General features: G+C 68.7%; 23 protein-coding genes. 10 read left to right on the forward strand and 13 right to left on the reverse strand.

Going from position 1 to position 24,713, the window contains the following annotated elements; translation table 11 throughout:
- The first annotated feature begins 65 nt into the window (after positions 1-65).
- The 7 genes from FGL91_RS05165 (at position 66) to FGL91_RS05195 (ending at position 7,585) form a co-directional block, all read left to right on the forward strand.
- Complete coding sequence (locus FGL91_RS05165; RefSeq protein ID WP_153243268.1) at positions 66-3,035, forward strand: Na+/H+ antiporter subunit A; 2,970 nt, start codon at positions 66-68, stop codon at positions 3,033-3,035.
- Positions 3,035-3,604, forward strand: a complete 570-nt coding sequence (locus FGL91_RS05170; RefSeq protein ID WP_153243269.1) for a Na(+)/H(+) antiporter subunit C — start codon at positions 3,035-3,037, stop codon at positions 3,602-3,604. The genes FGL91_RS05165 and FGL91_RS05170 overlap by 1 nt, the downstream gene beginning before the upstream one ends.
- Positions 3,601-5,151 (forward strand): Na+/H+ antiporter subunit D, encoded by a 1,551-nt coding sequence (locus FGL91_RS05175; RefSeq protein WP_047523454.1) that lies wholly within the window; start codon positions 3,601-3,603, stop codon positions 5,149-5,151. The genes FGL91_RS05170 and FGL91_RS05175 overlap by 4 nt, the downstream gene beginning before the upstream one ends.
- Positions 5,151-5,738 carry a Na+/H+ antiporter subunit E gene (locus FGL91_RS05180; protein WP_153243270.1) on the forward strand — a complete coding sequence of 196 codons (588 nt, stop codon included), beginning with the start codon at positions 5,151-5,153 and terminating at the stop codon, positions 5,736-5,738. Before FGL91_RS05175 ends, FGL91_RS05180 begins: the two co-directional genes overlap by 1 nt.
- Positions 5,735-6,004 (forward strand): monovalent cation/H+ antiporter complex subunit F, encoded by a 270-nt coding sequence (locus FGL91_RS05185; RefSeq protein WP_153243271.1) that lies wholly within the window; start codon positions 5,735-5,737, stop codon positions 6,002-6,004. Before FGL91_RS05180 ends, FGL91_RS05185 begins: the two co-directional genes overlap by 4 nt.
- Positions 6,001-6,390 carry a monovalent cation/H(+) antiporter subunit G gene (gene mnhG / locus FGL91_RS05190; protein ID WP_153243272.1) on the forward strand — a complete coding sequence of 130 codons (390 nt, stop codon included), beginning with the start codon at positions 6,001-6,003 and terminating at the stop codon, positions 6,388-6,390. Before FGL91_RS05185 ends, mnhG begins: the two co-directional genes overlap by 4 nt.
- A gap of 298 nt (positions 6,391-6,688) precedes the next feature.
- Positions 6,689-7,585: an endonuclease domain-containing protein gene (locus FGL91_RS05195; protein ID WP_153243273.1), complete on the forward strand. Its 897-nt coding sequence runs from the start codon at positions 6,689-6,691 to the stop codon at positions 7,583-7,585.
- A 71-nt stretch (positions 7,586-7,656) separates the two neighbouring features.
- On the opposite strand, the gene FGL91_RS05200 is transcribed toward FGL91_RS05195, so the two are convergent.
- From FGL91_RS05200 to FGL91_RS05240, 8 genes are all read right to left on the reverse strand, one after another.
- Positions 7,657-8,418, reverse strand: a complete 762-nt coding sequence (locus tag FGL91_RS05200; protein WP_047523443.1) for an alpha/beta fold hydrolase — start codon at positions 8,416-8,418, stop codon at positions 7,657-7,659.
- 59 nt (positions 8,419-8,477) lie between these two features.
- Complete coding sequence (locus tag FGL91_RS05205) at positions 8,478-11,129, reverse strand: penicillin acylase family protein (RefSeq protein ID WP_153243274.1); 2,652 nt, start codon at positions 11,127-11,129, stop codon at positions 8,478-8,480.
- 135 nt (positions 11,130-11,264) lie between these two features.
- Positions 11,265-13,100 carry a YhgE/Pip family protein gene (locus tag FGL91_RS05210; RefSeq protein ID WP_153243275.1) on the reverse strand — a complete coding sequence of 612 codons (1,836 nt, stop codon included), beginning with the start codon at positions 13,098-13,100 and terminating at the stop codon, positions 11,265-11,267.
- Positions 13,097-13,954 carry a hypothetical protein gene (locus tag FGL91_RS05220; RefSeq protein WP_194239317.1) on the reverse strand — a complete coding sequence of 286 codons (858 nt, stop codon included), beginning with the start codon at positions 13,952-13,954 and terminating at the stop codon, positions 13,097-13,099. The genes FGL91_RS05210 and FGL91_RS05220 overlap by 4 nt, the downstream gene beginning before the upstream one ends.
- Entirely contained in the window at positions 13,951-14,586 is a 636-nt protein-coding gene (locus tag FGL91_RS05225; RefSeq protein ID WP_131491600.1) for a TetR/AcrR family transcriptional regulator, read from the reverse strand. Before FGL91_RS05225 ends, FGL91_RS05220 begins: the two co-directional genes overlap by 4 nt.
- Before the next feature lie 410 nt (positions 14,587-14,996).
- Positions 14,997-16,442 carry an argininosuccinate synthase gene (gene argG, locus FGL91_RS05230; RefSeq protein WP_131491599.1) on the reverse strand — a complete coding sequence of 482 codons (1,446 nt, stop codon included), beginning with the start codon at positions 16,440-16,442 and terminating at the stop codon, positions 14,997-14,999.
- 63 nt (positions 16,443-16,505) lie between these two features.
- Positions 16,506-16,922 carry a PIN domain-containing protein gene (locus FGL91_RS05235; protein ID WP_131491598.1) on the reverse strand — a complete coding sequence of 139 codons (417 nt, stop codon included), beginning with the start codon at positions 16,920-16,922 and terminating at the stop codon, positions 16,506-16,508.
- Positions 16,906-17,136, reverse strand: a complete 231-nt coding sequence (locus FGL91_RS05240; RefSeq protein ID WP_227991904.1) for an AbrB/MazE/SpoVT family DNA-binding domain-containing protein — start codon at positions 17,134-17,136, stop codon at positions 16,906-16,908. Before FGL91_RS05240 ends, FGL91_RS05235 begins: the two co-directional genes overlap by 17 nt.
- A 243-nt stretch (positions 17,137-17,379) precedes the next feature.
- On the opposite strand from FGL91_RS05240, the gene FGL91_RS05245 reads away from it, so the two are divergent.
- Complete coding sequence (locus FGL91_RS05245; RefSeq protein WP_227991905.1) at positions 17,380-18,096, forward strand: ZIP family metal transporter; 717 nt, start codon at positions 17,380-17,382, stop codon at positions 18,094-18,096.
- A gap of 31 nt (positions 18,097-18,127) precedes the next feature.
- On the opposite strand, the gene FGL91_RS05250 is transcribed toward FGL91_RS05245, so the two are convergent.
- On the reverse strand, positions 18,128-18,535 hold the full coding sequence (locus FGL91_RS05250; RefSeq protein WP_153243276.1) for a pyridoxamine 5'-phosphate oxidase family protein: 408 nt from the start codon (positions 18,533-18,535) through the stop codon (positions 18,128-18,130).
- A 203-nt stretch (positions 18,536-18,738) separates the two neighbouring features.
- Here FGL91_RS05250 and FGL91_RS05255 point away from each other — a divergent pair, with 203 nt between their 5' ends.
- A complete protein-coding gene (locus FGL91_RS05255) occupies positions 18,739-19,710 on the forward strand; it encodes an alpha/beta hydrolase (protein ID WP_153243277.1) in 972 nt (323 codons plus the stop codon).
- A 132-nt stretch (positions 19,711-19,842) separates the two neighbouring features.
- Positions 19,843-20,838, forward strand: coding sequence for a hypothetical protein (locus tag FGL91_RS05260; protein WP_227991906.1), 996 nt, complete (start codon positions 19,843-19,845; stop codon positions 20,836-20,838).
- 16 nt (positions 20,839-20,854) lie between these two features.
- Here FGL91_RS05260 and FGL91_RS05265 read toward each other — a convergent pair whose 3' ends face one another.
- From FGL91_RS05265 to FGL91_RS05280, 4 genes are read right to left on the reverse strand one after another with little or no spacing between them, the layout of a single operon-like run.
- Positions 20,855-21,952, reverse strand: coding sequence for a hypothetical protein (locus tag FGL91_RS05265; RefSeq protein WP_153243279.1), 1,098 nt, complete (start codon positions 21,950-21,952; stop codon positions 20,855-20,857).
- Entirely contained in the window at positions 21,952-22,689 is a 738-nt protein-coding gene (locus FGL91_RS05270) for a hypothetical protein (RefSeq protein WP_227992050.1), read from the reverse strand. The genes FGL91_RS05265 and FGL91_RS05270 overlap by 1 nt, the downstream gene beginning before the upstream one ends.
- A gap of 2 nt (positions 22,690-22,691) precedes the next feature.
- Entirely contained in the window at positions 22,692-23,744 is a 1,053-nt protein-coding gene (locus tag FGL91_RS05275; protein ID WP_131491592.1) for a VWA domain-containing protein, read from the reverse strand.
- Positions 23,741-24,706: a VWA domain-containing protein gene (locus FGL91_RS05280; protein WP_153243281.1), complete on the reverse strand. Its 966-nt coding sequence runs from the start codon at positions 24,704-24,706 to the stop codon at positions 23,741-23,743. Before FGL91_RS05280 ends, FGL91_RS05275 begins: the two co-directional genes overlap by 4 nt.
- Positions 24,707-24,713 lie beyond the last annotated feature (7 nt).

Consider the following 24,713-nt stretch of genomic DNA (forward strand, 5'->3'; position numbering starts at 1 on the left):
GGTAAACTGGACGCGAGACCCCCGCGAGAGCTGTGGGGCCGACGACCCCCGAGGGAGCCGCGTATATGCTGACGCTCCTCGCCGTGTTCCTCCTCGGGTCGCTGTTGATGCCCGTTCTGGTGCGCTGGCTCGGAGCTCAGGCGTTCGCGATCGCGGCCCTCGTCCCGGCTGCCGCCTTCGTGCATGCGCTGGTGCTGACGCCACAGGTCCTCGATGGTCCGGTTCCGTTCGAGTCGGTCGCCTGGATCCCGCAACTCGGCCTCAACCTGTCCATGAACATGGACGTGCTCGGCTGGGTGCTTACACTCATCGTCACGGGGGTCGGCGCCCTCGTGCTGCTCTACTGCCGGTGGTACTTCCACGATGACACCGCGGGCATCGGTCAGTTCGCCGGGGTGCTGCTCGGTTTCGCCGGCGCGATGTACGGTCTCGTCCTGACCGACGACCTCGTGATGCTGGTCATGTTCTGGGAACTGACGAGCATCCTCTCCTACCTCCTCATCGGTCACTACCGGCGCCGTGCCGCCAGCCGACGCGCAGCGCTCCAAGCACTCCTCGTGACCACGCTCGGCGGACTCGTGATGTTCGTCGGAGTCGTGCTGCTGGTCGTCGACACCGGCACTTCGAGCATCCGCGAGATCCTCGAGATCGCGCCGTCCGGACCGATCGTGGATGCCGCGATCGTCATGCTGCTGGTCGGAGCGATCAGCAAGTCAGCGCTGTTCCCGTTCCACTTCTGGCTTCCCGGCGCGATGGCCGCGCCCACTCCCGTCAGCGCCTATCTGCACGCGGCGGCGATGGTGAAGGCAGGTATCTATCTGATCGCCCGGTTCGCCCCGATCTTCGCGTTCAGCGCGCCGTGGCGCCCCATCGTCATCACCCTCGGCATCCTGACGATGCTGATCGGCGGCATCCAGGCGCTGCGTGAGACCGACCTCAAGCGCATCCTCGCGTTCGGCACGGTCAGCCAGCTCGGCTTCTTCGCCGTGGTCGTCGGCTACGGCACCCAAGCCGCGGCACTCGCGGGCCTCGCCCTGGTCATCGGTCACGCGCTGTTCAAATCGGCCCTGTTCCTGATCGTCGGCGTCATCGACCGTCAGCTCTCCACGCGAGACATCACCGAGCTCTCCGGTGTCGGACGCCAGGCTCCCGTCATGGCGACGGCGGCATTCATCTCCATCGCCTCGATGGTCGGCATCGCTCCGACCATCGGTTTCGTCGCGAAGGAATCGACCCTCACCGCTCTTCTCGACGATGCGCTGGGAGGATCCCCGTGGGGTCTGGTCGCGCTCATCGGGGTGGTCCTCGGTTCCATGCTGACTGCGGCATATGGGGCCCGCTTCCTCTGGGGGGCCTTCTGGAAGAAGCGTGATGAGCAGGGACAGCAGCTCCCGGACACCGCCTGGCCCGACCCTCCGGTGGGATTCCTGTCGGCACCGATCATCCTCGCCGGTGTCACCCTCGCCGCGGGAATCGGCGCCCCTGCGCTCGACGTCGCCCTGCAGGGGTACGCGCTCACCGCGAGCCCCGGGCTCGACCACGCCGGAGAAGCCGTCGAGGGTCCGGGGCATCTCGCCCTCTGGCACGGCTTCGAACCTGCACTGGGCATCTCGATCCTCTCGATCCTGCTCGGCATCGGGCTCTTCCTGCTCAGCCGCAAGACCGGATGGGATCGCAAGGCCCGCCTGCTGCGCTTCACGGCGGCGGACGTGTACTACCTCGTCATGCGCGGCGTTGACCGCCTGTCGGTCCTGAGCACCACGCTCACCCAGCGAGGCTCCCTGCCGGTGTACGTTGGCACCATCTTCGTGGTGTTCGTCTCCGCAGAAGTGACGGCGCTCATCGCGAGTGATATCGATCGCTACAACCTGTCGGCATGGCACACCCCCGCCCAGATCGTCGTGGCGCCGATCATGGCGATCGCCGGAGTCTTCGCGGTCCGTGCGCAGAAGCGCTACACAGGAGTGGTCCTGGTGTCGGTCACCGGCCTGGGGATGGTGGTCCTCTTCGCCACGAGCGGCGCCCCGGATCTCGCTCTCACGCAGATCCTCATCGAGACCGTCACGATGGTCACGTTCGCACTCGTGCTCCGTCGCCTCCCCGCGCGGATGGGCGAGCACAACGCCTCCGTCGGCCGGGTTCCGCGCGCGCTGCTCGCGATCGGCGTCGGCGTCACGATGGCCTTCATCGCCGTCGTGGCGACCCAGTCCCGGATCGCCGACCCGATCTCGGAGATCTTCCCCGAGATCGCCTACGAGATCGGCCACGGCAAGAACGTGGTCAATGTGGCGCTGGTCGACCTGCGCGGCTGGGACACGATGGGCGAGCTCTCGGTGCTCGTCCTGGCCGCGACGGGTGTGGCTTCCCTGGTGTTCGTCACGCACCGGGCCGACCTTCTGGCGGGCACGAAGAATCTGCCGCGGGCCACCCGCAAGGCCGCCCGCAGCCGCCCGCTCGTCGAGACCACCGAGGGCATCCGCTTCCAGACATCCGAGAACGAGAGCAGCCCGCGTGCCTGGCTCGTCGGCGGACAGAGGATGAAGCCCGAGAACCGCTCGATCCTGCTCGAAGTGATCGTCCGAATCCTGTTCCACACGATCATCGTGGTCTCGATCTTCCTGCTGTTCTCCGGGCACAACCTTCCGGGCGGAGGCTTCGCCGGAGGGCTCGTCGCCGGTATGGCTTTGGTCATGCGATATATCGCCGGGGGCCGGTGGGAGCTCGGCGCCGCGGCGCCCACCGACGCCGGGCGACTCCTGGGTACCGGGTTGATCCTCGCCGTCGGCACCGCGGTCGTGCCGCTCTTCTTCGGCCTCGCACCGCTGACCAGCACCTTCTGGGAATGGGAGATCCCCGGCATCGGGCACATGGAGTTCGTCACCTCGACCATCTTCGACGTGGGCGTGTACCTGGTCGTGATCGGTCTGGTCCTCGACGTCCTGCGCAGCCTCGGCGCCGAGGTCGATCGGCAGGCTGCCCTCCGGTCCACACCGGGCCCCGAAGGCTTCCTCTCCCGTGAGGGGAGGAGCCGCTGATGGACGTCTCCCTCACCCTGATCATCATCATGGCCGTGCTCTTCGCCTGCGGCGTGTACGCGATGCTGGAGCGTAGCCTGACCCGCGTGCTGATCGGCTTCCTGCTGCTCGGCAACGCAACCAACCTGCTGCTCCTGATCGTGATGGGAGTGCCGGGCAACGCTCCGTTCTTCGGTACCGAAGGCGAGATGAGCGACCCGCTCCCGCAGGCGCTCACCCTCACCGCCATCGTGATCACGTTCGCGGTCTCGGCCTTCCTCCTCGCCCTCATCTACCGCTCCTGGCAGCTCGGCCAAGCCGACACCGTCGAGGACGACGAGGCCGACATCGCGCTCCGCGAGCGCACCGACGCCGACGAAGACCTCATGGACGATGAGTCCGAGACCGACGACGACGAGGCCACCACGGACTTCGTCGGGGTGCAGACGTCGCCGATCACGGTGCTGCACATGCGTGATCACTCCTCCATCCATGACGACGCACCCTTCGATGCGCCCACCGATTGGGGTGGCGACGCAGACCACGACGAACGTCACGACCACGGACAGAACGAGGAGGGCAAGCCATGACCGCCCTCGTCCCGCTCCTCGTCGCCCTGCCGCTCCTGGGAGCCGCGGTCACGCTCGTCTTCGGCCGGAACCCACGGCTCCAGGTCGTCGTCACCGTCGCGACGCTCGCCGCGGTCTCGGTGATCGCCGCGATCCTCCTCGTGGTGGTCGACGGAGGTGAGCCGCTCGCGGTGTCCGTCGGCGGCTGGCCCGTCCCGTTCGGCATCGTGCTCTACGTCGACCGGCTCGCTGCGCTTCTGGTGCTGATCTCGAGCATCGTGCTGGTCGCGGTCCTGCTCTTCTCGGTCGGCCAGGGTGCGGCCGACGGCACCGACGAGACGCCGATCTCGATCTTCAACCCGTCCTACCTGATCCTGGCCGCCGGTATCTTCAACGCCTTCATCGCGGGCGACCTCTTCAACCTCTACGTCGGCTTCGAGATCCTGCTCGTCGCCTCGTACGTCCTGATCACCCTCGGCAGCACCGAGTCCCGGATCCGCACCGGCGCGGTCTACATCGTCGTCTCGCTGGTGTCGTCGATCCTGTTCCTGGCGTCGATCGCGATGATCTACGGTGCGCTCGGCACGGTCAACATGGCGCAGATCGCCGAGCGGATGTCGGAGCTCCCGCAGGAGACGCAGCTGGTGCTGCACCTGATGCTGGTCGTGGCATTCGGCATCAAGGCGGCCATCTTCCCGGTGTCCTTCTGGCTGCCGGACTCCTACCCGACCGCGCCCGCCCCGGTCACCGCCGTGTTCGCAGGCCTGTTGACCAAGGTCGGCGTGTACGCGCTGATCCGCACCGAGACGCAGCTCTTCGCCTCGAACAGCATCGACACCCTGCTGCTCATCATCGCGCTCGCCACCATGATCGTCGGGGTGCTCGGTGCGGTCGCGCAGGCGGAGCTCAAACGAATCCTGTCGTTCACCCTGGTCAGCCATGTCGGCTACATGATCTTCGGTCTCGCGATCGCGACACCGGCCGCGATCGGTGCGACGGTGTACTACATCGTCCACCACATCGTCGTGCAGACGACCCTGTTCCTCGCGGTCGGCCTCGTGGAACGTCGAGCGGGCAGCACATCGATCCTGCGGGTCAAGGGACTCCTCAAGGTCGCCCCCGTGATCGCCGTGCTGTACTTCGTGCCCGCGATCAACCTCGGTGGCCTGCCACCCTTCTCGGGGTTCATCGGCAAGTTCGCACTGTTCGAGGCGGCGGCCTCCGTCGGCACCCCGCTCATGCTCGTGCTGATCTTCGGTGGCATCATCACCTCGCTGCTCACGCTGTACGCCCTCATGCGCGCCTGGAACCTCGCGTTCTGGCGTGAGGAGGAGGACTCCACCGAGACCGAGGGTCGCATCTCCTACCTCGGCAACGCCCCGGCCGCCGACGAGCAGCAGGAGCGGCGTCGCATCCCGAAGATCATGACCGTCGCGACCGGGGGGATGGTCGCGGTCACCCTCGCCCTCACCGTCTTCGCCGGTCCCCTCTACGCCCTGTGCGACCGTATCGGTGCCGCCCTGCTGCAGCCGGTGAGCCTGGTGCAGCTGGAAGAGGAGGTGGGCTGATGGTGCGCGAGACCCGACGTCATCTCTGGCGCGACATCCGGGTGCAGCTGCCCTTCCTGGCGTGGCTCGTCGTGCTCTGGATGCTGTTGTGGGCGCAGTTCACCGTGCTGTCCTTCCTCACCGGACTGATCGTCGCGATCTTCGTCACCCGCGTCTTCCGGCTGCCCACCGTCGCCCTCTCCGGTCGAGTCAACCTCTGGTACGCGGCGCTCTTCGTCGTGCAGTTCCTCTTCGCCGTGCTCAACGGCGCGCTCTCGGTCACGGTGCAGGTGTTCGACTTCCGCCGCCAGCCGGGCACAGCCATCGTCGCGGTGCCCCTGCGCTACGCCGACGACCTGGTGATGACGCACGTCGCCGTGGTGTCCTCACTGATCCCCGGTTCGCTGGTCGTCGAGACTGATCGAGACCGACGCATCCTGTACCTGCACGTCATCGGCGTCCGGACGACCGACGACGTGGAGAAGCAACGCGCCGGGGTGCTCCGGTGGGAGCGCAGGATCGTGCGTGCGCTCGGCGACCCCGCGCAGTACCGTGCACTCAAGGCCGACGAACGGGCCGGACTCGGATCGAAGGGAGGTGTCCGATGAACCTCCTGCTCCTGCTGATCATGGTCGTCTTCGGCATCGCCGCGATCCTCGCCCTGATCCGTATCGTGCGCGGACCGTCGATCCTCGACCGCGCCGTCGCCTCCGACGTGCTCCTCACCGAGGTGATGTGCGTGATCGGTGCGGAGATGGCGATCAACGGTCACACCCGGAACATCCCCGTCCTCCTCATCATCGCGGCCATCGGAGTGTTCGGGTCGATCGCGGTGGCCCGGTTCGTCGCGAGAAGGGACAACACGACACCATGAACGTGTTCGGTCTCATGATCCCGGATGCCGTCGTCGACGTGGCGGTCCTGGTGCTCATCCTGCTCGGCGCCGTGCTGTGCCTGTCGGCGGCGGTCGGACTGCTGCACTTCCGGGATGTGCCCTCCCGTCTGCACGCGGCCACCAAGCCACAGGTCCTCGGACTCCTGCTCATCTGCATCGCCATCGCCCTGTCTCAGCGGTCGATCGGCGGCATCCTGGTCGGTCTCGTGCTCATCGCGCCGATCGTGCTGATGCAGTTCGCGACCGCTCCGCTCTCGGCGCACATGGTCGGGCGGCAGGCCTATCGCAACGGAACCATCGAGCAGCGGGGCCTCGTCGTGGACGAGCTCGCCGAGTCGAAGCAGACCCCGCCCGCCGCCGGCTGACCCCCCCCCCGGGTGTCGCGCCGGTGCCGCGCCGGTGCCGCGCCGGCCGGGCAGGGTGTTCTGGGCCCTTTAGACCGTGACGCGGTTCGCAATTCAGGAGAAGTCGGCGGGGGCAGGCGGAATCAGACCACGTTGATGCCTTATGCCCCCGAGTTTCCTGAATTGTGAACGACATCCGCCAGGAAGGGTGGATCGGTGACGACACCACCCAGTCTGCACATCTCGACGATCAGCAGAAGTCATTCACATTGCCTGGTGGAGCAGCCCTCGGAGTCGTCAGCCCCGCCAGTCTCGATCCGTGCAGAACCTCACTCCAGGACAGCGTGCGACCGCGCTCTTCACGCCGATGCTCCACACCCGCGAAGATCTCCTACATGGCGGTATGACGTCGCGCGAAGTGACAGCCGCAGTGCGCGCGGGGCATCTCCTTCGTCCGCGCAGGAACAGATACGCACGCCCGGGCATTGATCGGACGGTCATCGAAGCGGTCCGCGCAGGAGGCCGACTCACATGTCTGTCCTTGTTGCAGGTCATCGGAGTCTTCGTCCTGACCAACACGAGGCTGCACGTGCAGGTGCCGAGGAACAGTTCGCGTCTCCCCGCCCGAAAGGCCGATGCGCCGCATCTCCATTGGGTCGATGAGCCGGACGCGCAGCTGCTGCATGTGTCGACTCTTCATTCAGCGGTACGCCACGCCGTTCGTTGTCAGACACCTCGTGCCACGGTTGCCACGCTCGACAGCCTGACTCACCACGGCCTCATGACGATGGCGGAGCTGCAGGCGCTCTTCGAGGATCTGCCGGCGCGGCACCGACCGCTCCTGCGTCTTGTAGATTCGTCAGCGGCGTCCGGGCCTGAGACGCTCGTTCGTCTCATACTGCGGGCGCTCGGGCTCGCGTATGAGACCCAGGTCCTCATCTCGGGTGTCGGCTACGTCGACTTCATCGTGGACGGCTGGCTGATCATCGAATGTGACAGCAGGGAGTTTCACGAGGGATGGGGAAAGCAACAGCAGGATCGCCATCGCGACATCGCAGCCGCACGCGCGGGCTACGTGACGATTCGTCCCCTCGCGGCCGACATCCTTCGTAGTCCGCTCTCGGTTCAGGCCGCTCTTCGAGAAATCATCGACGTGTTCGGGGGGAGGTTCGCGGGGCGCGGTGTTCGTAGATCAGGAAAGACGACCTGGATCTGAGCAAGGAGGCGCCGCCCAGAGGCGAGGGCGCGTTGCGTCCTGAGTTGTGAACGCCGACGGTCGGTGAGGGGTCAGAGGCGGGCGGCGAACTCGTGGATCAGCCGGGCTGCGGGCTCGGAGTCGCTGATCAGGGTGCCGTGACCGTGGTCGGGGATGACTTCGAGGGCGGCGCCGGGGATGGCGTCGAGGATTTCGCGGCACCAGCTCAGCGGCGCCAACGGGTCGCTCTCACCGCGGAGCACGAGCACGGGGCACTCGATGCGGACGAACGCGTCTTCGGGCTCGTGCACGATGGTCGCGCGCATCTTCCGGATCAGGTGCGGGCCGCCGCGCAGGTACTCCCTCGCCCCGCGCCAGAGCACCAACGGGCGTTCGCCGATCAGGTCGAGCAGCAGGTACCGCGCTTGGGCACCGACGTTGCGCGCCGCCTTGTTCACGGTGGGGCCGGCCAGGACCACGCCTTCGACGAGGGAGGGATGCCGCGCCGCGAGCTCGGCCGCGATCTGACTTCCCATCGAGTGGCCGATCACGATGACCGGACTCGCCCCCACGTGCGTCAGATAAGCCGCGACCAGGTCGGCGTGCCGCTCCATGGTGAGGGTGCGCGTCGGTTCGGGCGCCTCACCGAATCCGGGGAGGTCGAGTGCGATCACGCGCCCCTCGAGCCGTTGCACGATGTCGAGGTAGACGCTGCGTCCCATGCCGATGCCGTGCAGGAGCAGATAGGTGTGGGGGCCTTCTCCGAACGTCTCTGCGATGAGCGTCGCGCCCCCGTGCTCGAACTCCAGGAGCGTGGCGGGAGTGCCCTTCGGGGCGAGGTAACTGGATGGCACCCACCCACGCTAGCCGAGCACCCTGTGGCGCCGCTTCCGACGCCGCCGCTCGCGACGGTTCAACCGGCCGGGGTCAGCACCAGGGTGTCGACGGTCGCCCCTGTGACGGCCTTCTCGGTGAAGGCCCACGGCGTCTGCACGCCGGCGGCCCAGTCCTCGGTCTGGTCGGTGTAGTTCGCGTGGAAGGCGTGGCCGGACGCCCCGGTGAGGTGGTTCCAGGTCGACGCATCGAAGTCCGAGAGGTCGACGACCATGCGCATCGAGGGCACCGTCGTCGTCGCGTACGAGACGCCGAGCGCCCATCCGGTCGCGTTCACCACGGACGCTCCGCCGCCCACGGGGAACGGGCCCCGGTTGAACAGCGCTTCGATCGGCGCGATGCCGGAGGAGCCGAGGGTGTCGCTCGTGAGGGTGATCGCGTGGAGGTCGCCCCAGTTCCACCGCAGGACGTCTTCACCCTGCAGCGCGGAGAGCTCCTCGTAGGCCTGTTCCGCCGAGAGCTTCAGCATGGAGTCCATCCCGTCGACGCCGAGCGCTGTGTTGGTCCACAGCGGGTCGGACGGGTCCTCGAACAAGTCGGCCACCACCGTGAAGAGCCGGCCCTGCCCGTCGATGGGGAGCGGCTGTTCACGTTCGGCGAAGATGTTCTGCACGAGGTTCGACCAGAGCACGTTGGCATAGGCGGCCGCGGCGGAGGATGCCGAGTTCTGGGCGTCCCACGTGGTCAGCAGTTCCACGGCTTCCTTCGGGCCGGCTCCGCTCACCTCGACGTCGCCCATCACGGTCACGAGGTGCTTGCCGATCCACATCTCGTTGTCCATCTGGATGTCGCGCATGTCCTGGGCGGTCAGCGGAGCGGCCGCCGCGCGTCGTTCGATCAGGTGCGCGATGCGCGCCGCCCGGTACCCGTAGTCCCAGTCGCGGGAGAGGAAGTAGGAGTAGTCATCCGCCACGATCGCGTTGTTCGCGGTCACGATGTACCCCGAGCTGGGGTTGTACGACACCGGCAGTTCCTCGAACGGGATGTACCCGGTCCAGTCGTAGCTGCTGTCCCATCCTGGCTGCGGCATCCACCCGTCGCCGGCGCCCCGGATCGGGAGTCGGCCGGGCGTCTGGTAGCCGATGTTGCCCTCCGTGTCGGCGTAGATCAGGTTCTGGGCCGGCACGTCGAAGAGGGACGCGGCGTAGCGGAAGTCCTCGAAGTCCTGCGCAGTGCCCAGGGCGAAGATCGCGGTCGCTGTCGTGCCCGGGTCGAGGGCGGTCCAGCGCAGGCTGACCGCGTACTCGGCGTCGTCCTCTGCGCCGGGCGCGGGAGTGGTGGCACCACCGGCGTCGAGGGCGGGTGCGGGGTCGTCGGCGATCGCTGTGAAGTCGTCGGTGAGCCCCGAGATGATCGGCCCGTGCACGGTCGAGCGGATGGTCAACTCGATGTCGTCGGAGCCGGCGACCTTGATCGTCTCGGTGCGCTGCTCGAGCGGTACCAGCTTCCCGTCGCGCCAGTACTCGTCGCCGACGACGCGCTCGACGTAGAGGTCGGTGACATCTGTCGTGAGGTTGGTGAAGCCCCAGGCGACCTGGCTGTTGTGCCCGATCACGATGCCGGGCAATCCCGAGAACGAGAAGCCGCTGACGTCGAACGGGCAGTCGTCGTCCACGGTCGAGCAGGTGAGCTGCACCTGGTACCAGACCGAAGGGAGGGAGGCGCCGAGGTGCGGATCATTCGCCAGCAACGGTGCACCGCTCTCGGTGAGGTCGCCGGAGACCACCCAGGAGTTCGAGCCGATCCCCTCGCCCACATCGCCGACGAGTTCGCTCGCCGCCTCGATGACGCTCGACGTCTCGGTCCACTCGATCGTCGTGGTCGCCTGCTGGATCTGGCCCTCGGTCTCGGGGAGCGTGTAGGCGGCGGGCTCCGCGCCGGTGTCGAGAGTCGGCACCGTGGAGATCTTGGGGACGATCACCGGATTCTCGTCGAACGGATAGTCGGGGTAGAGCTGCGCGAGCAGGTCGCCGGTCTCGGTGGTCGTCTCGTCGGCCTCGCTCGACTCGGCGGCGAGGAGCGAGCGCTCGGTCTCGTTCTCGATGTTGCCCCGGAGGTCCCAGGCCATCGCCTTGAGCCAGGCGACCGAGTCGGCGGGTTCCCACGGCTCGGGTGCGTAGTCCGGGTTCTGTATGCCGAGAACTGCATATTCAAGCGACAGCTCCGCTCCGGAGCGGGAAGCGAGGTAGGCGTTGACCCCGTCGGCGTAGGCCTCGTAGTAACCGCGCGTGGTGTCGTCCATCGCCTCGACCTCGGCCTCGGCGACGTCGCGCCAGCCGAGGGTGCGCAGGAACGCATCGGTCGCGGCCTGCGACTCCCCGAACATCTCCGCGACTCGGCCCGCGGTCACGTGGCGGCGGAAGTCCATCTCGAAGAACCGGTCCTGGGCGTGCACGAAGCCCTGGGCATAGAAGAGGTCGTCGGTGGAGTCCGCCGTGATCGTCGGGATGCCGCGGGCGTCTCGCTGCACCGTGACCTCGGCCTGGAGCCCATCGAGCTCCAGTGTGCCGGCTGTCTGCGGGAAGGAGCGTTGGATCGTCCAGGTCACGAAGAACGCCGCGGCCACGGCGACCACGACGACAGCGGCCACCACCAGGAACGCGATGCGTCCGATCCGGACTCCCAGGGAGGGGCGTGCGGGTGCGGCGGATGCCTGTGAATCGGTCGTCATCGTCGAGAACTCTTTCGGGTAGACATGTGGAACTCAGTCCCATCGAGCCCCAGTGCGCGTATCAGGGTCGCGCCTTCGCATCATATCCGGCCGGGCGCTCGTCACGGCGTGTCCCGCGACGAACGCCCGGGATCGTCAGCCGATCAAGCTCGGTTGCAGGTCGCGCAGGGTTCGCCGGTGGGTCATGCGCGTCACCCCGATCATCGCCAGCAGCAGCGCACCGGCGAGCCAGGCTCCGAGGACCAGCAGATCCCACCCGGCGCGTGCGTAGTCTCCGCCGTACATGAGCTGCCTCATCGCGTCGACCACGTAGCCCAGGGGGAGGACGTGATGGAGGGCGGCGAGGGGGCCGGGCAGCGTCTGCCAGGGGAACGTCCCTCCCGCGGTGACCAGCTGCAGCACCATCAGCACCAGGCCGAGGAACTGCCCGACCGACCCGAGCCAGACATTGAGCGCGAGGATGATCGCCGCGAAGGTGGCCGAGGCGAACATCATCACACCGAGGGTGCCGAGCGGGTGGTCGAAGGTGAAGCCGAGGGTGATGGCCAGGATGCCCATGAGCCCGACCATCTGCACGCCGCCCAGCATCGCGGGGGTCAGCCACCCGGCCAGCGTGATGCGGATGGGCGAGTGCAGGGCGGTGATCGCGCGCCGAGAGATCGGCTTCACGATCAGGAACAGTGCGTAGATGCCGATCCAGGCCGAGAGCGCGGCGAAGAACGGTGCGAGGCCGGCGCCGTAGTCCTCCGCGGACGCGACCTTGTCGCTCGACACCTTCACGGGGTCCGCGATCGTATCGGCCTGCAGTGTCCGCAGCTCCGGTGTCGAGGACGGGATCGCGTCGACGCCGGCGGACAGCCCGTCGCGCAGCTCCGTCGTTCCGGATGCGAGCGTCGCGAGCCCGTCCCGCAGTTGGACCGCGCCGGTGTTGGCGGCCGAAGCTCCGGTCGCGACCGTGCCGGCCCCCGATGCGAGATCGGCGGCACCGGACGCCAGGGATGCGGCGCCGTCGGCGAGCTGGTCGACTTTGCCGACCGCGCTCTGCACCTGCGCGTTGCCCTCCTCCAGGCGGGAGCCCAGCGGGTCGAGCGTGGCCAGGACCTGGTCGATCTCCTCCGGGGTGAGACCCCGCTCCGTCAGGGCGTTCGCGATGTCGGTGCGCACCTGCGGGAGGGCGTTGGTCGCCTGCTGGACTGCCGCGCCGGCACGGTCGGCGACGTCCGCCAACTGGCGGTTCCCCGCGCTGACCTGCTGTGCGCCGCTCGCGAGCGTCTGCGCTCCTGCCGCGAGTTGAGCGGTGCCGTCCGCGAGTTTGGCGGTGCCGTCTGCGAGCGTGGAGCTCCCCGTCGCGGCCGTCCCCGCGCCGTCCGCGAGCTGCGTGGCCCCCTCCGTCGCGGTGACGAGGTTGTCGCGCACGTCACTGAGGCCGGTGAGCAGTCGCTCGGCCGCCTGGCTCCCGACCATCTCAGCCACCGAGCTGCGGATCTTCTCGACGGCCTGGGTACCCATCGACGAGGCGAGATAGTTGTTCGCGTCGTTGGTCTCGAGGACGATCCGTGCTTGGTGGGGGTCCGTGCCGGCGGCGGAGGTCAGTGCGGTGGAGAAGTCCGCCGGAATGGTCACGGTGAAGTCGACGGCACCCGTCCGCAGTGCCTCGGAGGCGTCGTCCGCCGTCATCCGCTGCCAGTCGAAGGCGTTGCCCTCGAGGAGGTTCTCGGCCACATCCTCGCCGTAGTTCACATCTTCGCCGGTCGCCGGCTCGGTGCCGCTGGTGGGGGCGGGCGCACCGGCGTCGTCGACGACCAGAGCGACGGGAACCTCGGGGAACTTGGCATACGGGTCCTGGTTCGCCCAAAGGTAGAGGCCGCCGTAGAGGATCGGCACGCAGATCAGCGCGACCAGGGCGAGGATCCCCATCCTGCTCGCAGTCAGTCGCCGCAGCTCGGCGGCGATCATGGCGGGAACCTTCATCGCCCACCTCCGTTCTCTGTGGGGTCCTCGTGCAGGGGAAGCGGGGTGTCCGCGTCATGGTTCGTGGCGTCCGCCGACACGCCAAATGCAGGACCTTCTGCCCCGTCCGGTCCGACATCTGGTGTGTCGGCCACCAGCCCGGGTTCGGGTCCGGGGTCGGGCTCGGGCTCGGGTTCGGGGTCCGGTCCGGGGTCGGGTTCGGGCGCGGGCGCGGGTGTGGGAAGCGGATCGACGGGTCCGGAGGCGTTGATCGCATCGAACTCGTGCATCCGCTCCAGAGCGACCGCTGCCGAGCCGCCGACGATCACGAGCATCGCGTAGCCACGGTCGGCGAACTCCCCGGCGATGCGCCACCAGCCGTCCGGACGTCCGCCGTGCCGGTCGGGGGAGACGAGGACCAGGCCCTCGACGCCTTCGCGCAACACGGCGAGTTCGCACAGGATGCGCACGCGGGCGGCAGGATCGATGTTCCCGATCGGCACCGAGGCGAGCTCACCGAACCCCAACCGGGCGAGCCAGCGCCGTGCGTGCAGTGGTGTGGCGCCGACGCCGGCGAACATGAGCTCTTCGCCCACGACGCCGGCGAGCGTGATGTCGGGATGCGGATCGCTGACATCCGGGGCATCGACCAGCGCGAGGTGCCGGCGCAGCGCCTTCGGGTCGGTTGTACCGTCGATGCTCACCCGTCCGGTGTCGGGGCGCATGCGGCCGCTCGCGATCAGTCCGAGCACGGTCGGACGCTGTTCGGTCTCGGCGAGGGCGAAGCGCACGGCACCGGTGTGGAATTCCAACGACGTCGCGGGAAGGGCCTGACCGCCGCGTCCTTTGCTCACGTCCTGCAGGGCGATCTTCATGCGCGGGCCGTCCGATCTGCGGGTGCGGTGGCGTCGATGTCGGGGTGAGCGGTGAGGAGGTCGTCGATTTCACGCCAGGAAAGTCCGGCGATGCTCAGCACGGTGCGCACGGCGACGTCGGCCGCGTCGGAGCTGGTGGCATCCGTGCGCGAGACGACGGTGCGGGCCATCTCCTCGATCAAGCGTGCGAGCGTGGGCGCGGCGAGATCCGTGCGGAAGCTCCCGTCCTCCTGGCCGCGGCGCACGAGGTCGGCGACGGTGCGACGCAGGGGTGCGAGTGCCGCCGCGGTGTGTTCCACATGCGTCTCATCGAGCGCGAGTGCCGCAGCGAGGTGCACGTGCGCCGCCTCGTGCCAGAGCCGCGCGGCGAGGCGGGCGAGGGTGATCCGGGCATCCTCGTCATCGATCGAGGCGGCGATCGAGTTGAATCGTTGTGCTCCGGTCGAGATGAGCTCGCGGATCAGGGCGTCGCGATCGTCGAAGTGCCCGTAGAGCGTGCGACGGGAGAGGCCCGCGGTGCGTGCGATGACATCGATCGAGGCATAGGGGTCGACCGCCAGGGTCGACCGTGCGGCGGCGAGGATGACGGCGCGATTCTCGACGGCGTCGCGACGGGGTGCACGAGTTGTCATCGGTCCAGGATACGATCATGCACACTAGTGTGCAAGATAGAGGGTGGATTCGAAGTCGGCTCTCAGGATCGCCGCCCCGCGGGCATGGCTCGGCCCCGCAGGTATGGCTCGTCCCACATGCATGACTGCTCCCCGGATGCATGAGCGATCCGGATGGGCCGGTCATGCATTCGTCGCCGGATCATGCAGGTGCGCGGCAAACCCGAGTGCGGCGCGGCAGGTATGGCTCGGCCCGCAGGTATGGCTCGTCCCACATGCATGACTGCTCCCCGGATGCATGAGCGATCCGGATGGGCCGGTCATGCATTCGTCGCCGGATCATGCAGGTGCGCGGCAAACCCGCGTGCGGCGCAGACCCGCGTGCGGCGCAGACCCGAGTGCGTGCTGGGCCCCGGGTCAGGCGTCCGGGATCAGTCGGTGCCGGAGTCGAAGGCCGCACCCTCGGAGGCGGAGTCGACGGCATCCGCCAGGGTCTCATCGGCCTCGGAGATCGACCCGTGGACCGACTCGGTGATCTCGCTCGACTCGCCGGCCGTCACGCGACCCACGAGCTCGCCGGTCGCGCCCCCCACGAGGCCGAGTCCCGCGTACTGCTCCAGACGTGCGCGCGAATCGGCGATGTCGAGGTTGCGCATGGTGAGCTGGCCGATGCGGTCGACCGGTCCGAATGCGGCATCGCCGACCCGCTCCATCGACAGCTTCTCCGGACCGTAGGAGAGGTTCGGGGAGACGGTGTCGAGGATGGTCCAGTCGTCTCCGCGGCGCAGACGGATCGTCACGGTGCCCGAGATGGTGAGGCCGACCCAGCGCTGGATCGACTCGCGCAGCATGAGCGACTGCGGCTCCAACCAGCGGCCCTCGTACATGAGGCGACCGAGGCGGCGGCCCTGCTCGTGGTAGGTGGCGAGCGTGTCCTCGTTCAGGATGCCGTTGACCAGGCGCTCGTAGGCGATGAACAGCAGCGACATGCCCGGGGCCTCGTAGATACCGCGGGACTTGGCCTCGATGATGCGGTTCTCGATCTGGTCGCTCATGCCCAGGCCGTGGCGTCCGCCGATGGTGTTCGCCTCCATGACGAGGGCGACCGGGTCGCTGTACTCGACGCCGTTGATCGCGACCGGACGACCGGACTCGAAGGTGACGGTGACGTCTTCGGTCTCGATCGCGACGGAGGGGTCCCAGAACTTCACGCCCATGATCGGGTCGACGGTCTCGAGCGAGACGTCCAGGTGCTCGAGCGTCTTCGCCTCGTGCGTCGCGCCCCAGATGTTGGCGTCGGTCGAGTAGGCCTTCTCGGCGGAGTCGCGGTACGGGAAGTCGCGCGCGACCAGCCAGTCGCTCATCTCCTTGCGGCCGCCCAGCTCGGTGACGAAGTCGGCGTCGAGCCACGGCTTGTAGATGCGCAGACGCGGGTTGGCGAGCAGGCCGTAGCGGTAGAACCGCTCGATGTCGTTGCCCTTGTAGGTGGAGCCATCGCCCCAGATGTCGACGCCGTCCTCCTTCATGGCGCGCACCAGCATGGTGCCGGTGACGGCGCGACCGAGGGGCGTCGTGTTGAAGTAGGTCTTGCCGCCGGAGCGGATGTGGAACGCGCCGCAGGAGAGGGCGACGAAGCCCTCTTCGACCAGGGCGGTCTTGCAGTCGATCAGGCGCGACGCCTCCGCGCCGTACTCCAGCGCGCGGCCGGGGATCGATTCGATGTCGTCTTCGTCGTACTGGCCGAGGTCGCCCGTGTACGTGAAGGGCACGGCGCCCTTCTCGCGCATCCACGCGACGGCGACGGAGGTGTCGAGTCCTCCGGAGAAGGCGATGCCGACGCGCTCGCCGACGGGCAGGGACTGGAGGACCTTGGACATGGCTCCCAGTCTATCCGCGGGCGGCGTGTCGCCCTGTCCCGCATGACGGTGGGGATGCCGCCCTCAGGCGAGGAGGACCTCCACCCGGAGCGCGGCATACGTGCCCAGGGCGCGACGGTCGCACGTGAGTAGTGGGACGGCGGATTCCCGTGCGGCCAGGCCCACGAGTCCGTCGTACACCGAGCCCCCTGCGATGCCCGCCTCGGCGAAGGTGGTGATCGCAGCCGCCGCCGTCGTCGGCGAAAGCGGTGCGGAGGCGGGGAACGACCGGTCGATGATCTCCTGCGCGCGACCGGGGCTGACGCGCGCGGCGCCCGGCAGGCGCGTCAGCACCGAGTACGTCTCGACGGCCGCATGCCCGGCGAGCCCGATGACGCGACCGTGGGTGAGCTCGAGCATCCGTTCGTGTGCCGGGTGCCGGTCATGGACCAGCGCGATCGCGGCACTGGTGTCGAGGAGGAGATCAGCGCTGATCGGCAAGTCGGAGCTCCCGGATCTCGTCCACAGTGAGTGTCGGGCCGCCTGTGATGACGAGACGGCCATCCTTCTCGATGAGGTTGTCCGGAGCGTCGATCTCGATCCGGATGCCGTTGCCGTCGAGGAGGAGATCGACCGGGCCGGGGATCAATCCGACGCGCTCACGGAGCGCGGCCGGGATCACGATCCGCCCTGCCTTGTCCATGGTTGCTCTCATGCCATGACCGTACCATTCGAATGGTGGCAAACGAGTGCTTCATATCGGCGGCGGACGCGCAGGCAGCGTCAGTCGTCTCGTCCTCTCCTCGGCCGCTGGAGGCGAAAACGGAGGAGTGGCGGGCGCGGGGCGGCGTGTCGAGGCGCGACTCGCCGACGGACGCACGACACGTCTCCGTTTTGGCCGAAGTCGGAGCGGCGGGGAGGCCCCAGAGGTGCAAGAGTGGGCCGACGGAGGTCGGACATGGCGGACATGGGTGGAGCAATCCTGTGGGGTGCGGTCGCGGCGGCACCGCTGTTCATCGGTGCGGTGCTCGCGCTGCTCCGGAAGTGGCCGCCGCGGTGGCTCGGTATCGTCCTGGGCTTCGGCGCGGGCGCGCTGATGGCGTCGATCGCGTTCGAGCTCTGGGAGGAGGGGCTGGATCTCGCCGGCCCCATCCCCCTGGTGATCGGTGTCGCGGCCGGAGCGATCAGCTACTACATCGCCGATCGCATCCTCGACGCCCGTGCCGCGAAGACCAAGGCCGAGGCGGGCGGCGGCCAGCTCGCGGTCGGAGCGCTGCTCGACGGCATCCCGGAGCAGCTCGTGCTCGGGATCGGCCTCGCCTCGGGGGAGCCGGTCAGCATCGCGCTCGTGGTCGCCATCCTGGTGTCGAACCTTCCCGAATCGATCGGCTCGGCCGCTGACCTGCTCGAAGGCGGGATGGCGAAGTCCCGGGTGCTCCTGCTGTGGGCGGGCGTCGCCGTGATCTGCGCGCTCGCGACGGTTGCCGGATTCGGGCTGGCGAGCGTGACCGGGGATGACTTCCGCTCGGCGGCGAGCGGCTTCGCGGCCGGTGCGCTGTTGGTGATGCTCGTGGACTCGATGATCCCCGAGGCGCAGTCGAAGGCGAAGGAGTCCACGGGCCTCGCGACCGTGCTGGGGTTCGCGCTCGCCGCAGGGCTGGCCCTGGCGAGCTGACGACGCGCGGCGAACACCCCGCCGCCGGCGATCAGGTCTCTCCGTGCTCCTGGTCTCGACGGACGATGCGCCCCGTGATGTGCTCGATGTGGAACGCCAGGGGGAGGTCCCGTTCGCTCCCGGCCCACGGGGTCACGCGAGCTCCGGCGCCGGCCGCCTTCTCCTCGGGCACCCGGGACAGCGGCCCGTGCATCAGGACGCTCCAGGCGGTGCTGCCGAGGGGGTCGTGATAGTCCACCTCGAACGAGACGTCCGCCGGCTCGTGCGTCAGCTCGGCCAGCAGTCCCTCGGGCGCGGTGCGGAGAAGCAGGTCGTGGCCGGAGACGACGTAGTTCACGGGCAGGATCTGCACGCGGCCGTCGTGCACGAAACCGATGCGGCCGATCGTGGTGGTGCGCAGCAACTCGGCGGACTGCTGTTCATCGAGAACTCGGATCATCCGCGCCTTCCTTTCCCTGTGGCGCCAGGCTATCCACGGGGGGAAGCGTGTTCAAGGGACACCTCCACCGGGGAGGGAGGCACCCGCCACCCGGCGGACGGAATGCGTCGGATCGGCCTCGGGTGGCGGGTTATCCTCGGGTGTCGCGTGCGCGAGTCTGGCGAGACGCCGCCGCGACGGCGGCCGAGGACAAAGGAGTTCTGATGACGGACACGACCCTGGCACGACCGCCCTTCGATCCCGAGCTCGAAGCCGCGCTCGCCCTCGTCGGCGACCAGCTGCCACCCACGCTGACGCCCGAGATGATCCCGCTGCTCCGGCAGTCGCCCGTGAGCGGGGATGAGGAGATCTTCGCGGCGCTCGCGGAGCGGGGCTTCACGCGGCGGGACGTCACGATCGCCGGACACGAGGGCGATGAGATCGTCGTCTCCGTGATCGAGAAGGAAGGACGCACGGGCACCGGCCCCGGGTTCTTCCACACGCACGGCGGCGGCATGATCATCGGCAACCGCTGGCTCGGCGTGGTCGGATTTCTCGACTGGGCGGAGCGATTCAACGGAGTCATCGTCACGGTCGAATACCGACTCGCTCCGGAGTTCCCCGACCCCTATCCCGTCGAGGACTGCTACGCGGGGCTGCGGTGGACCGCGGAGCACGCCGACGAGCTCGGCATCGACACGTCGCGGCTGCTGATCGGCGGCGGCAGCGCCGGGGGCGGGCTGGCGGCGGGCACCGCCCTCCTCGCCCGTGACCGCAAGGGTCCTGAGCTGATCGGTCAGCTGCTCATCTACCCGATGCTCGACGATCGTGATGCGTCGGTGTCGACGCATCAGATCGATGGGATCGGCGTCTGGGACCGCGGCTCGAACGTCACCGGATGGTCGGCGCTCCTCGGCGACCGCAAGGGCACGGACGACGTGTCGATCTACGCGGCACCCGCCCGCGCCACCGACCTCTCCGGCCTCCCGCCCGCGTTCATCGACTGCGGCAGCGCCGAGGTGTTCCGCGACGAGGACGTCGCGTACGCCACGAAGCTGTGGGAAGCCGGCGTCCAGGCCGAACTGCACGTCTGGGCCGGAGGGTTCCACGGCTTCGACATGTTCGCCCCGCACGCCGCCGTCGCGCAGGCCATGCTCGCGGCCCGCGACAACTGGGTGAACCGCCTGCTCTCCTGAGTCCGGATTCCGTGCCCGGACCCCTCCCGTCGCACTCCCCGCCCGTTTCCGGCCCTCGGAGCGGCAGAGAGTGCGACGGGAGCACGGCACGTCGACCCCGTAGGGTGGAATCCCCGCGCGATGGAGCCCGACATGCAAGACCTGCTGGGGCGGCTCACCGCCCTCGACCCGGATGCCAGCGAGACGCTCAAGGTCGTCACGTACTTCGACGCCCTCGTGGCCCGTTCCGTCGGCGTCGAGAGCATGCTGCGGGGGGCCGCGGTGCTCAGCGGCGCGACCGCGGGACACCGCGACGGTCGGCAGATCGTGCGCGTGCGCGCGGACGGGGTGCGCATCGACCCCATCGAGCCGTCGCCCACCTGGCTCATCCGGGAGAGCGGCCCGGACGCCGTCGCCTGGATCGAGCGCGACGGCGATCCCCACACCAACGACGCGATGATCCTGGAACGGCTCAGCCTCGCGCTCGGCATCATCCGGGCTCGTCGCGCGGTGGGACCGGAGAGCGCCGTCGAACTGGCGATCAGCTCCTACGCCGGCGCCGACGAGAGGGCCGCCGCACTGCCGCGCCTTCGTCTCACCGACGAGACGCTGCGGATGGTCGCCTCTCCTCCTGACCCGGCACCCCTGCCGCAGCATCCGTCCACCGTGGTCGCCACCCGGCACGGACTCACGCGGGCGACGATCCTGGATGCCTCCACCGAGGCGCGGGACGCCTGGCCCGACGGTGCGGAGCTGCGGCTGGGCCTCGGAGTCGCCGGCACGGGAGAGCAGCTTCCGCGATCGTGGTCTTCCGCTCTGGTGGCGGTCCGGCTCACCGATCCCGCGGAACCGGTCGTCGATGCCGCCGACCTCGGAGGTCTCCTGCTCGTCGCGGAGGCCGCGGACGCCGGCCCCCTCCACCCGGATGCGGCCGCGCTCGCCGCGCTCGACGACCGAAGCCGGGAACTGCTCGACGCCGTCATCGAGGAGCAGAGCGTGCGGGCGGCGGCGGTGCGCCTGGGAAGACACCACTCCAGCGTGCAGGAGCGGATGGCGGCGCTCGTGGTGATTCTTGGCTACGACCCGCGGACCTCCCGCGGACACGCCCGCTACGTGCTCGCCCGGATGCTGCTGACCCTCAGCGCCTGAGGACCCTGCGCCTCGGCTACTCGTAGCCCGGGTAGTCCTGCAGCCGTGTCTCGAACTCCTCGCGATCGGCGTCGCTGAGCACCCCACTCGCGAGCACGAACAACTGAAGGCCCTCGAGCGGCTCCCCGGTGCGGGCCTGCTGCGCCTTGCGTGCCGCGAGGAATCCGCCGTCCTGATCGTTCGAGAGGTCGTGGATGTCGGCGTAGAAGCGCAGCGGATCCGGGTAGTTCTCGGTGTAGTACTCCCACGTGTGCTGCGAGCGGGGGTCGTCGCTGCCGTACAGCTTCGTGATCATCCCCGGGTCGATGCCGGAGATGGCGGGGTCGTTGAACGAGTACAGCTCCCACAGCCCGTGTTCGATGACCACCTCGTTGATGACGGCCATCACCGCGTACTTGCGATCGTCGTCCTGGATCGGCTGCTCGGTGGCCCAGCCCTGAGAGGTGTACTCCACCAGCATCGACTCCCCGCCGTACCCGTTGCGCTCCGGCCGCAGGTCTTCGTCGCCCACCGCGACCCAGGTGTACCCGAACTCGTCGGTGAGCCGCGCACGGATGTCGGCGAAGAGCGACTCCGACTGTGCGCGCACGTCTTCCAGGGACTGCTGTGCAAGCGTCTGCTGCGGATCCGTGCCCTTGATCCCGGGATACGCCTCCGCGTGCTTCTGCTCGGCGGACTTCATGCCCTCGTAGTTGCCGGAGGCCGACGTCTGCAGGGCGCTCATCCCGCCGACGGTGGCGACGTTGAACAGGATCGTGACGACCAGGGCGATCGCCCCCAGCAGGCGTCCCCGCGGTGAGAGCAGAGCGGCGATGACCGTGGCGACCACGACGAGCTGAGCGGTCACCATCGTGACGCTGTAGAGGATGTCGGTGCTGCCGGCCAGCAGTGTGCCCAGCAGCGTCAGGGCGAACAGGACCGCCACGGTGAGGGCCGTCCACCCGAGAGCGTTGGCGGGCTTCTTCGGCTCCTCCTCGACGGAGACGGAGACCGCGGCAGGGGGGGAGGGCACGAAGGCCTCGCGGCGTGCGCCGCGGTACCCGCCGGGAGGGGGAACCGGGGGCGCACCTTCGGTCCCCGCGAGGTAGCGGGCCCTCTGCTTCTCGTGATCCATCACCACGGCTTTTCCGTTCCCGACCCGCCGGGATCCTCGCCCAGCTGCTGGTCGCGCTCCTGGGCGCCCTGCTCGAGCTTGTCCTGAAGGTCCTGCAGCTTGTCCTCGGACGGCTGCTCGTCCTCGTTCGGCTGCGGAGGCGGGGGCTGCTGCTGATCTTGCTCCTGCTGCTTCTGCTTCAGGCGGTCCTCGGTGCTGTCGAGCGTGTCGGACATGTCGCGCTGAGGATCGGACGACTGCTCCTGAGCCTCCTCGCTGTGACACTCCTCCGGCGTCTCGGCCGTGATCGTCAGGGCTTCACCGTAGAGCTGGGCCGCGGTCGCGCCATCGCCGCCGGCGCGGGCGGCGTCGCCCATGCGCTCCACGACGAGAGCCAGGTTGATCCGCACCCCGCACACTTCGAGCCCGGTGGCCAGGCGGAGCGCCTCTTCGAGCTCCGCCCTCGCCTGCGGCAGCTGTTCGGCCGCTCCGAGCGCCGTGCCGATGTTGAAGGGGGCCTTGTACGGCTCGAACCAGTTGAGGAAGCTCTGTCCGCGCGCCGCCGCCTCCGAGCCCGCGAAGTCGTCGACCACGTAGGCGGTGATCGCCTGGTGCGCGAACGCGTACATGCTCAGCAGCTTGCCCACGAAGAACAGTGCGGCGAGAGTGAGCGGAAGGGTGCCGATGGCGACCCATCGACGGACGCGGCGGCGTCGCCGATTCGACCGCAGGAGTGCGGCGGCGGCATCGTTCGTCATCGTCACGAGGTGCCTCCCGGTTGCCGGGGGGATTCCCGGGGCGCGCGCAGTCGCCGCAGCTGTGCGATCAGCATCGTGGCGCGCGCGAGCTCGACGCCGAGGATGAGGAGGATGACGAGCGCCGCGACCCAGTACAGCTCGATGGCGTTGCCGACCTCTCCGGACTCGGCGTAGTCGGTCGTCGTCGACGGCGCCTCGGGCAGTACGGCTTCGGTGTCCGCGGTCCGACGCTGGTAGTCCACCCCGAGCTGGTCGGCGATCCTCTCCAGGTTCCCTTCCTCGATCACGGAGAGGGCGTCGGACCCCTGGTATTGGATATAGCCGGTCCCGCTGTCCGAGAGCTCGCCCGTTGTGATGCGCATCGGTCCGCCCTCGGTCGTGCCGTAGCCGAAGACGCCGCCCGCATCGGTGTACTTCTCGCTCGCGCTGAACGACTCCGGCGGGGTATCGACGGTCTGCTCGCCGTCACCGAAGTAGAAGACCATCCGCGACCGGTCGGGTGAGGATTGGGCCGCCGAGGTGAGTGTCTCCGCGAGCAGCGGCGCGGCGATGCCGATCGAACTCCCGCGCGACTGGCTGGTGACCTCGGGGCGCAGCACGTCCAGCGAGCCCAGGAGGGCCGTCGTGTCGGTGGTGAGGGGCATCCGCAACTCGGCGGCGGCATCCGAGGTGATCAGGGCGAAGCGCGCGCCCGGGTACTCCTCGACCAGCGCGCGCACGTCGTCGCGGATGCCGTCGAGTCGAGGTTCCCCGTCGCCCCAGTCCTCGGCGACGATGCTCGCCGTGGTGTCGACGACGAGCACGATGTCGGTGTCGGTCGCGAGCGTCTGGGTGGCGCCGCCCGGGATGCCGGGGCGCAGCAGCATCACGACGCAGGCGAGCACCAGCACCAGGCGCATGGCCCACAGGGCGCGGTGTCCGGCGAGGGAGCCCGGTGCGGACGAGGCAGCAGCCGTCGCCTTCGCCGGTCGCACCAGGATCCACACGACCAGGGCGATGATCGGGAGGCAGATCAGGGCGATCAGCAACGGAGCGAGTACGGGATGGAAGATCACAGTCGCACCCTCCACAGCACCACGACGAAGGCGAGGAGGCAGATCGAGAGCAGAGCGATCCAGAGGTCGGGGGTGTCGGTCCAGACCACCTGCGCCTCTCCCCGCAGCTCGGTGGCCTCCTGCTCCTGCACCTGGGTGACGATGTCGGAGACGGTCGTCGTGTCGCGCAGGCCGAATGCGGCGCCACCGGTGGCTTCGGCGGCGGCCGTGAGCTCCGCGCTCACCGCCGCGTCCTTTCCCTGCACCGGGTTCAGGGCGAACACGCGTACGCCCTTCGACGCCGCGTAGGCAGCCGCCTCGTCGAGCGTGACGATCGAGGCGCCGTTGATCTCGTTGTCGGTGGCGAAGATCACCGAGCGCGAGCGGTCGTCGTCCGGGTGGTCGAAGCCCATCGTGCAGGCGGCGAGGCCGTCGCCGATCAGCGAGGCGCCGTCGCCGTTGAGTGTGCCGAGCCAGTGCTCCGGGACCCGGTCGCCGTAGTCGAAGCTCCGGGTCATGCTCTCGAGATGCTCGCGGATGAAGTCGTAGTCGTCGGTGAGCGGGAAGATCTGCACCGGTGAGCTGTTGAAGATCGTCAGCCCGATCCGCTCACCTTCGAAGCCGTCCAGCAGCTCGTCGAACACGGTCAGCACTTCGACGTCGACCTCGGTCATGGATCCGGAGACATCGAGGCACAGCATGATGTCGCGGCTCGTGTTTATCGGTTGGACGGTCTGCGCCGACATCGGTCGAGCGGACACCACCCCCGCCACGAGCGCCGTGACGGCGCCCAGGGCGAGGATGCCCGAGAGCGCCACCGCCCGCCGCGCCAGCGCCTGACGGAAGGTGGGCAGCGTGCGGAGCCGTTCGGCGCGGGCGATCCGGGCCGTGTCCGCCGCGCGACCACGGCTGCTCCGGCGCAGACCGAGGACGAGGCCGATCGCCACCGCGATCAGCACGACCGCCGCGGCGGCGAAAAGCACCCAGGGA

The sequence above is a fragment of the Microbacterium sp. CBA3102 genome (assembly GCF_007954505.1).
Classification (GTDB): domain Bacteria; phylum Actinomycetota; class Actinomycetes; order Actinomycetales; family Microbacteriaceae; genus Microbacterium; species Microbacterium aurugineum.

What these genes read in the sequence shown, in the direction of transcription:
- FGL91_RS05165 (WP_153243268.1), top strand. Translation starts at nt 66, where the DNA reads ATGCTGACGCTCCTCGCCGTGTTCCTCCTCGGGTCGCTGTTGATGCCC.
- FGL91_RS05170 (WP_153243269.1), top strand. Translation starts at nt 3,035, where the DNA reads ATGGACGTCTCCCTCACCCTGATCATCATCATGGCCGTGCTCTTCGCC.
- FGL91_RS05175 (WP_047523454.1), top strand. Translation starts at nt 3,601, where the DNA reads ATGACCGCCCTCGTCCCGCTCCTCGTCGCCCTGCCGCTCCTGGGAGCC.
- FGL91_RS05180 (WP_153243270.1), top strand. Translation starts at nt 5,151, where the DNA reads ATGGTGCGCGAGACCCGACGTCATCTCTGGCGCGACATCCGGGTGCAG.
- FGL91_RS05185 (WP_153243271.1), top strand. Translation starts at nt 5,735, where the DNA reads ATGAACCTCCTGCTCCTGCTGATCATGGTCGTCTTCGGCATCGCCGCG.
- mnhG (WP_153243272.1), top strand. Translation starts at nt 6,001, where the DNA reads ATGAACGTGTTCGGTCTCATGATCCCGGATGCCGTCGTCGACGTGGCG.
- FGL91_RS05205 (WP_153243274.1), bottom strand. Translation starts at nt 11,129, where the DNA reads ATGACGACCGATTCACAGGCATCCGCCGCACCCGCACGCCCCTCCCTG.
- FGL91_RS05210 (WP_153243275.1), bottom strand. Translation starts at nt 13,100, where the DNA reads ATGAAGGTTCCCGCCATGATCGCCGCCGAGCTGCGGCGACTGACTGCG.
- FGL91_RS05220 (WP_194239317.1), bottom strand. Translation starts at nt 13,954, where the DNA reads ATGAAGATCGCCCTGCAGGACGTGAGCAAAGGACGCGGCGGTCAGGCC.
- FGL91_RS05225 (WP_131491600.1), bottom strand. Translation starts at nt 14,586, where the DNA reads ATGACAACTCGTGCACCCCGTCGCGACGCCGTCGAGAATCGCGCCGTC.
- argG (WP_131491599.1), bottom strand. Translation starts at nt 16,442, where the DNA reads ATGTCCAAGGTCCTCCAGTCCCTGCCCGTCGGCGAGCGCGTCGGCATC.
- FGL91_RS05240 (WP_227991904.1), bottom strand. Translation starts at nt 17,136, where the DNA reads ATGAGAGCAACCATGGACAAGGCAGGGCGGATCGTGATCCCGGCCGCG.
- FGL91_RS05245 (WP_227991905.1), top strand. Translation starts at nt 17,380, where the DNA reads ATGGCGGACATGGGTGGAGCAATCCTGTGGGGTGCGGTCGCGGCGGCA.
- FGL91_RS05250 (WP_153243276.1), bottom strand. Translation starts at nt 18,535, where the DNA reads ATGATCCGAGTTCTCGATGAACAGCAGTCCGCCGAGTTGCTGCGCACC.
- FGL91_RS05255 (WP_153243277.1), top strand. Translation starts at nt 18,739, where the DNA reads ATGACGGACACGACCCTGGCACGACCGCCCTTCGATCCCGAGCTCGAA.
- FGL91_RS05260 (WP_227991906.1), top strand. Translation starts at nt 19,843, where the DNA reads ATGCAAGACCTGCTGGGGCGGCTCACCGCCCTCGACCCGGATGCCAGC.
- FGL91_RS05265 (WP_153243279.1), bottom strand. Translation starts at nt 21,952, where the DNA reads ATGGATCACGAGAAGCAGAGGGCCCGCTACCTCGCGGGGACCGAAGGT.
- FGL91_RS05270 (WP_227992050.1), bottom strand. Translation starts at nt 22,689, where the DNA reads ATGACGAACGATGCCGCCGCCGCACTCCTGCGGTCGAATCGGCGACGC.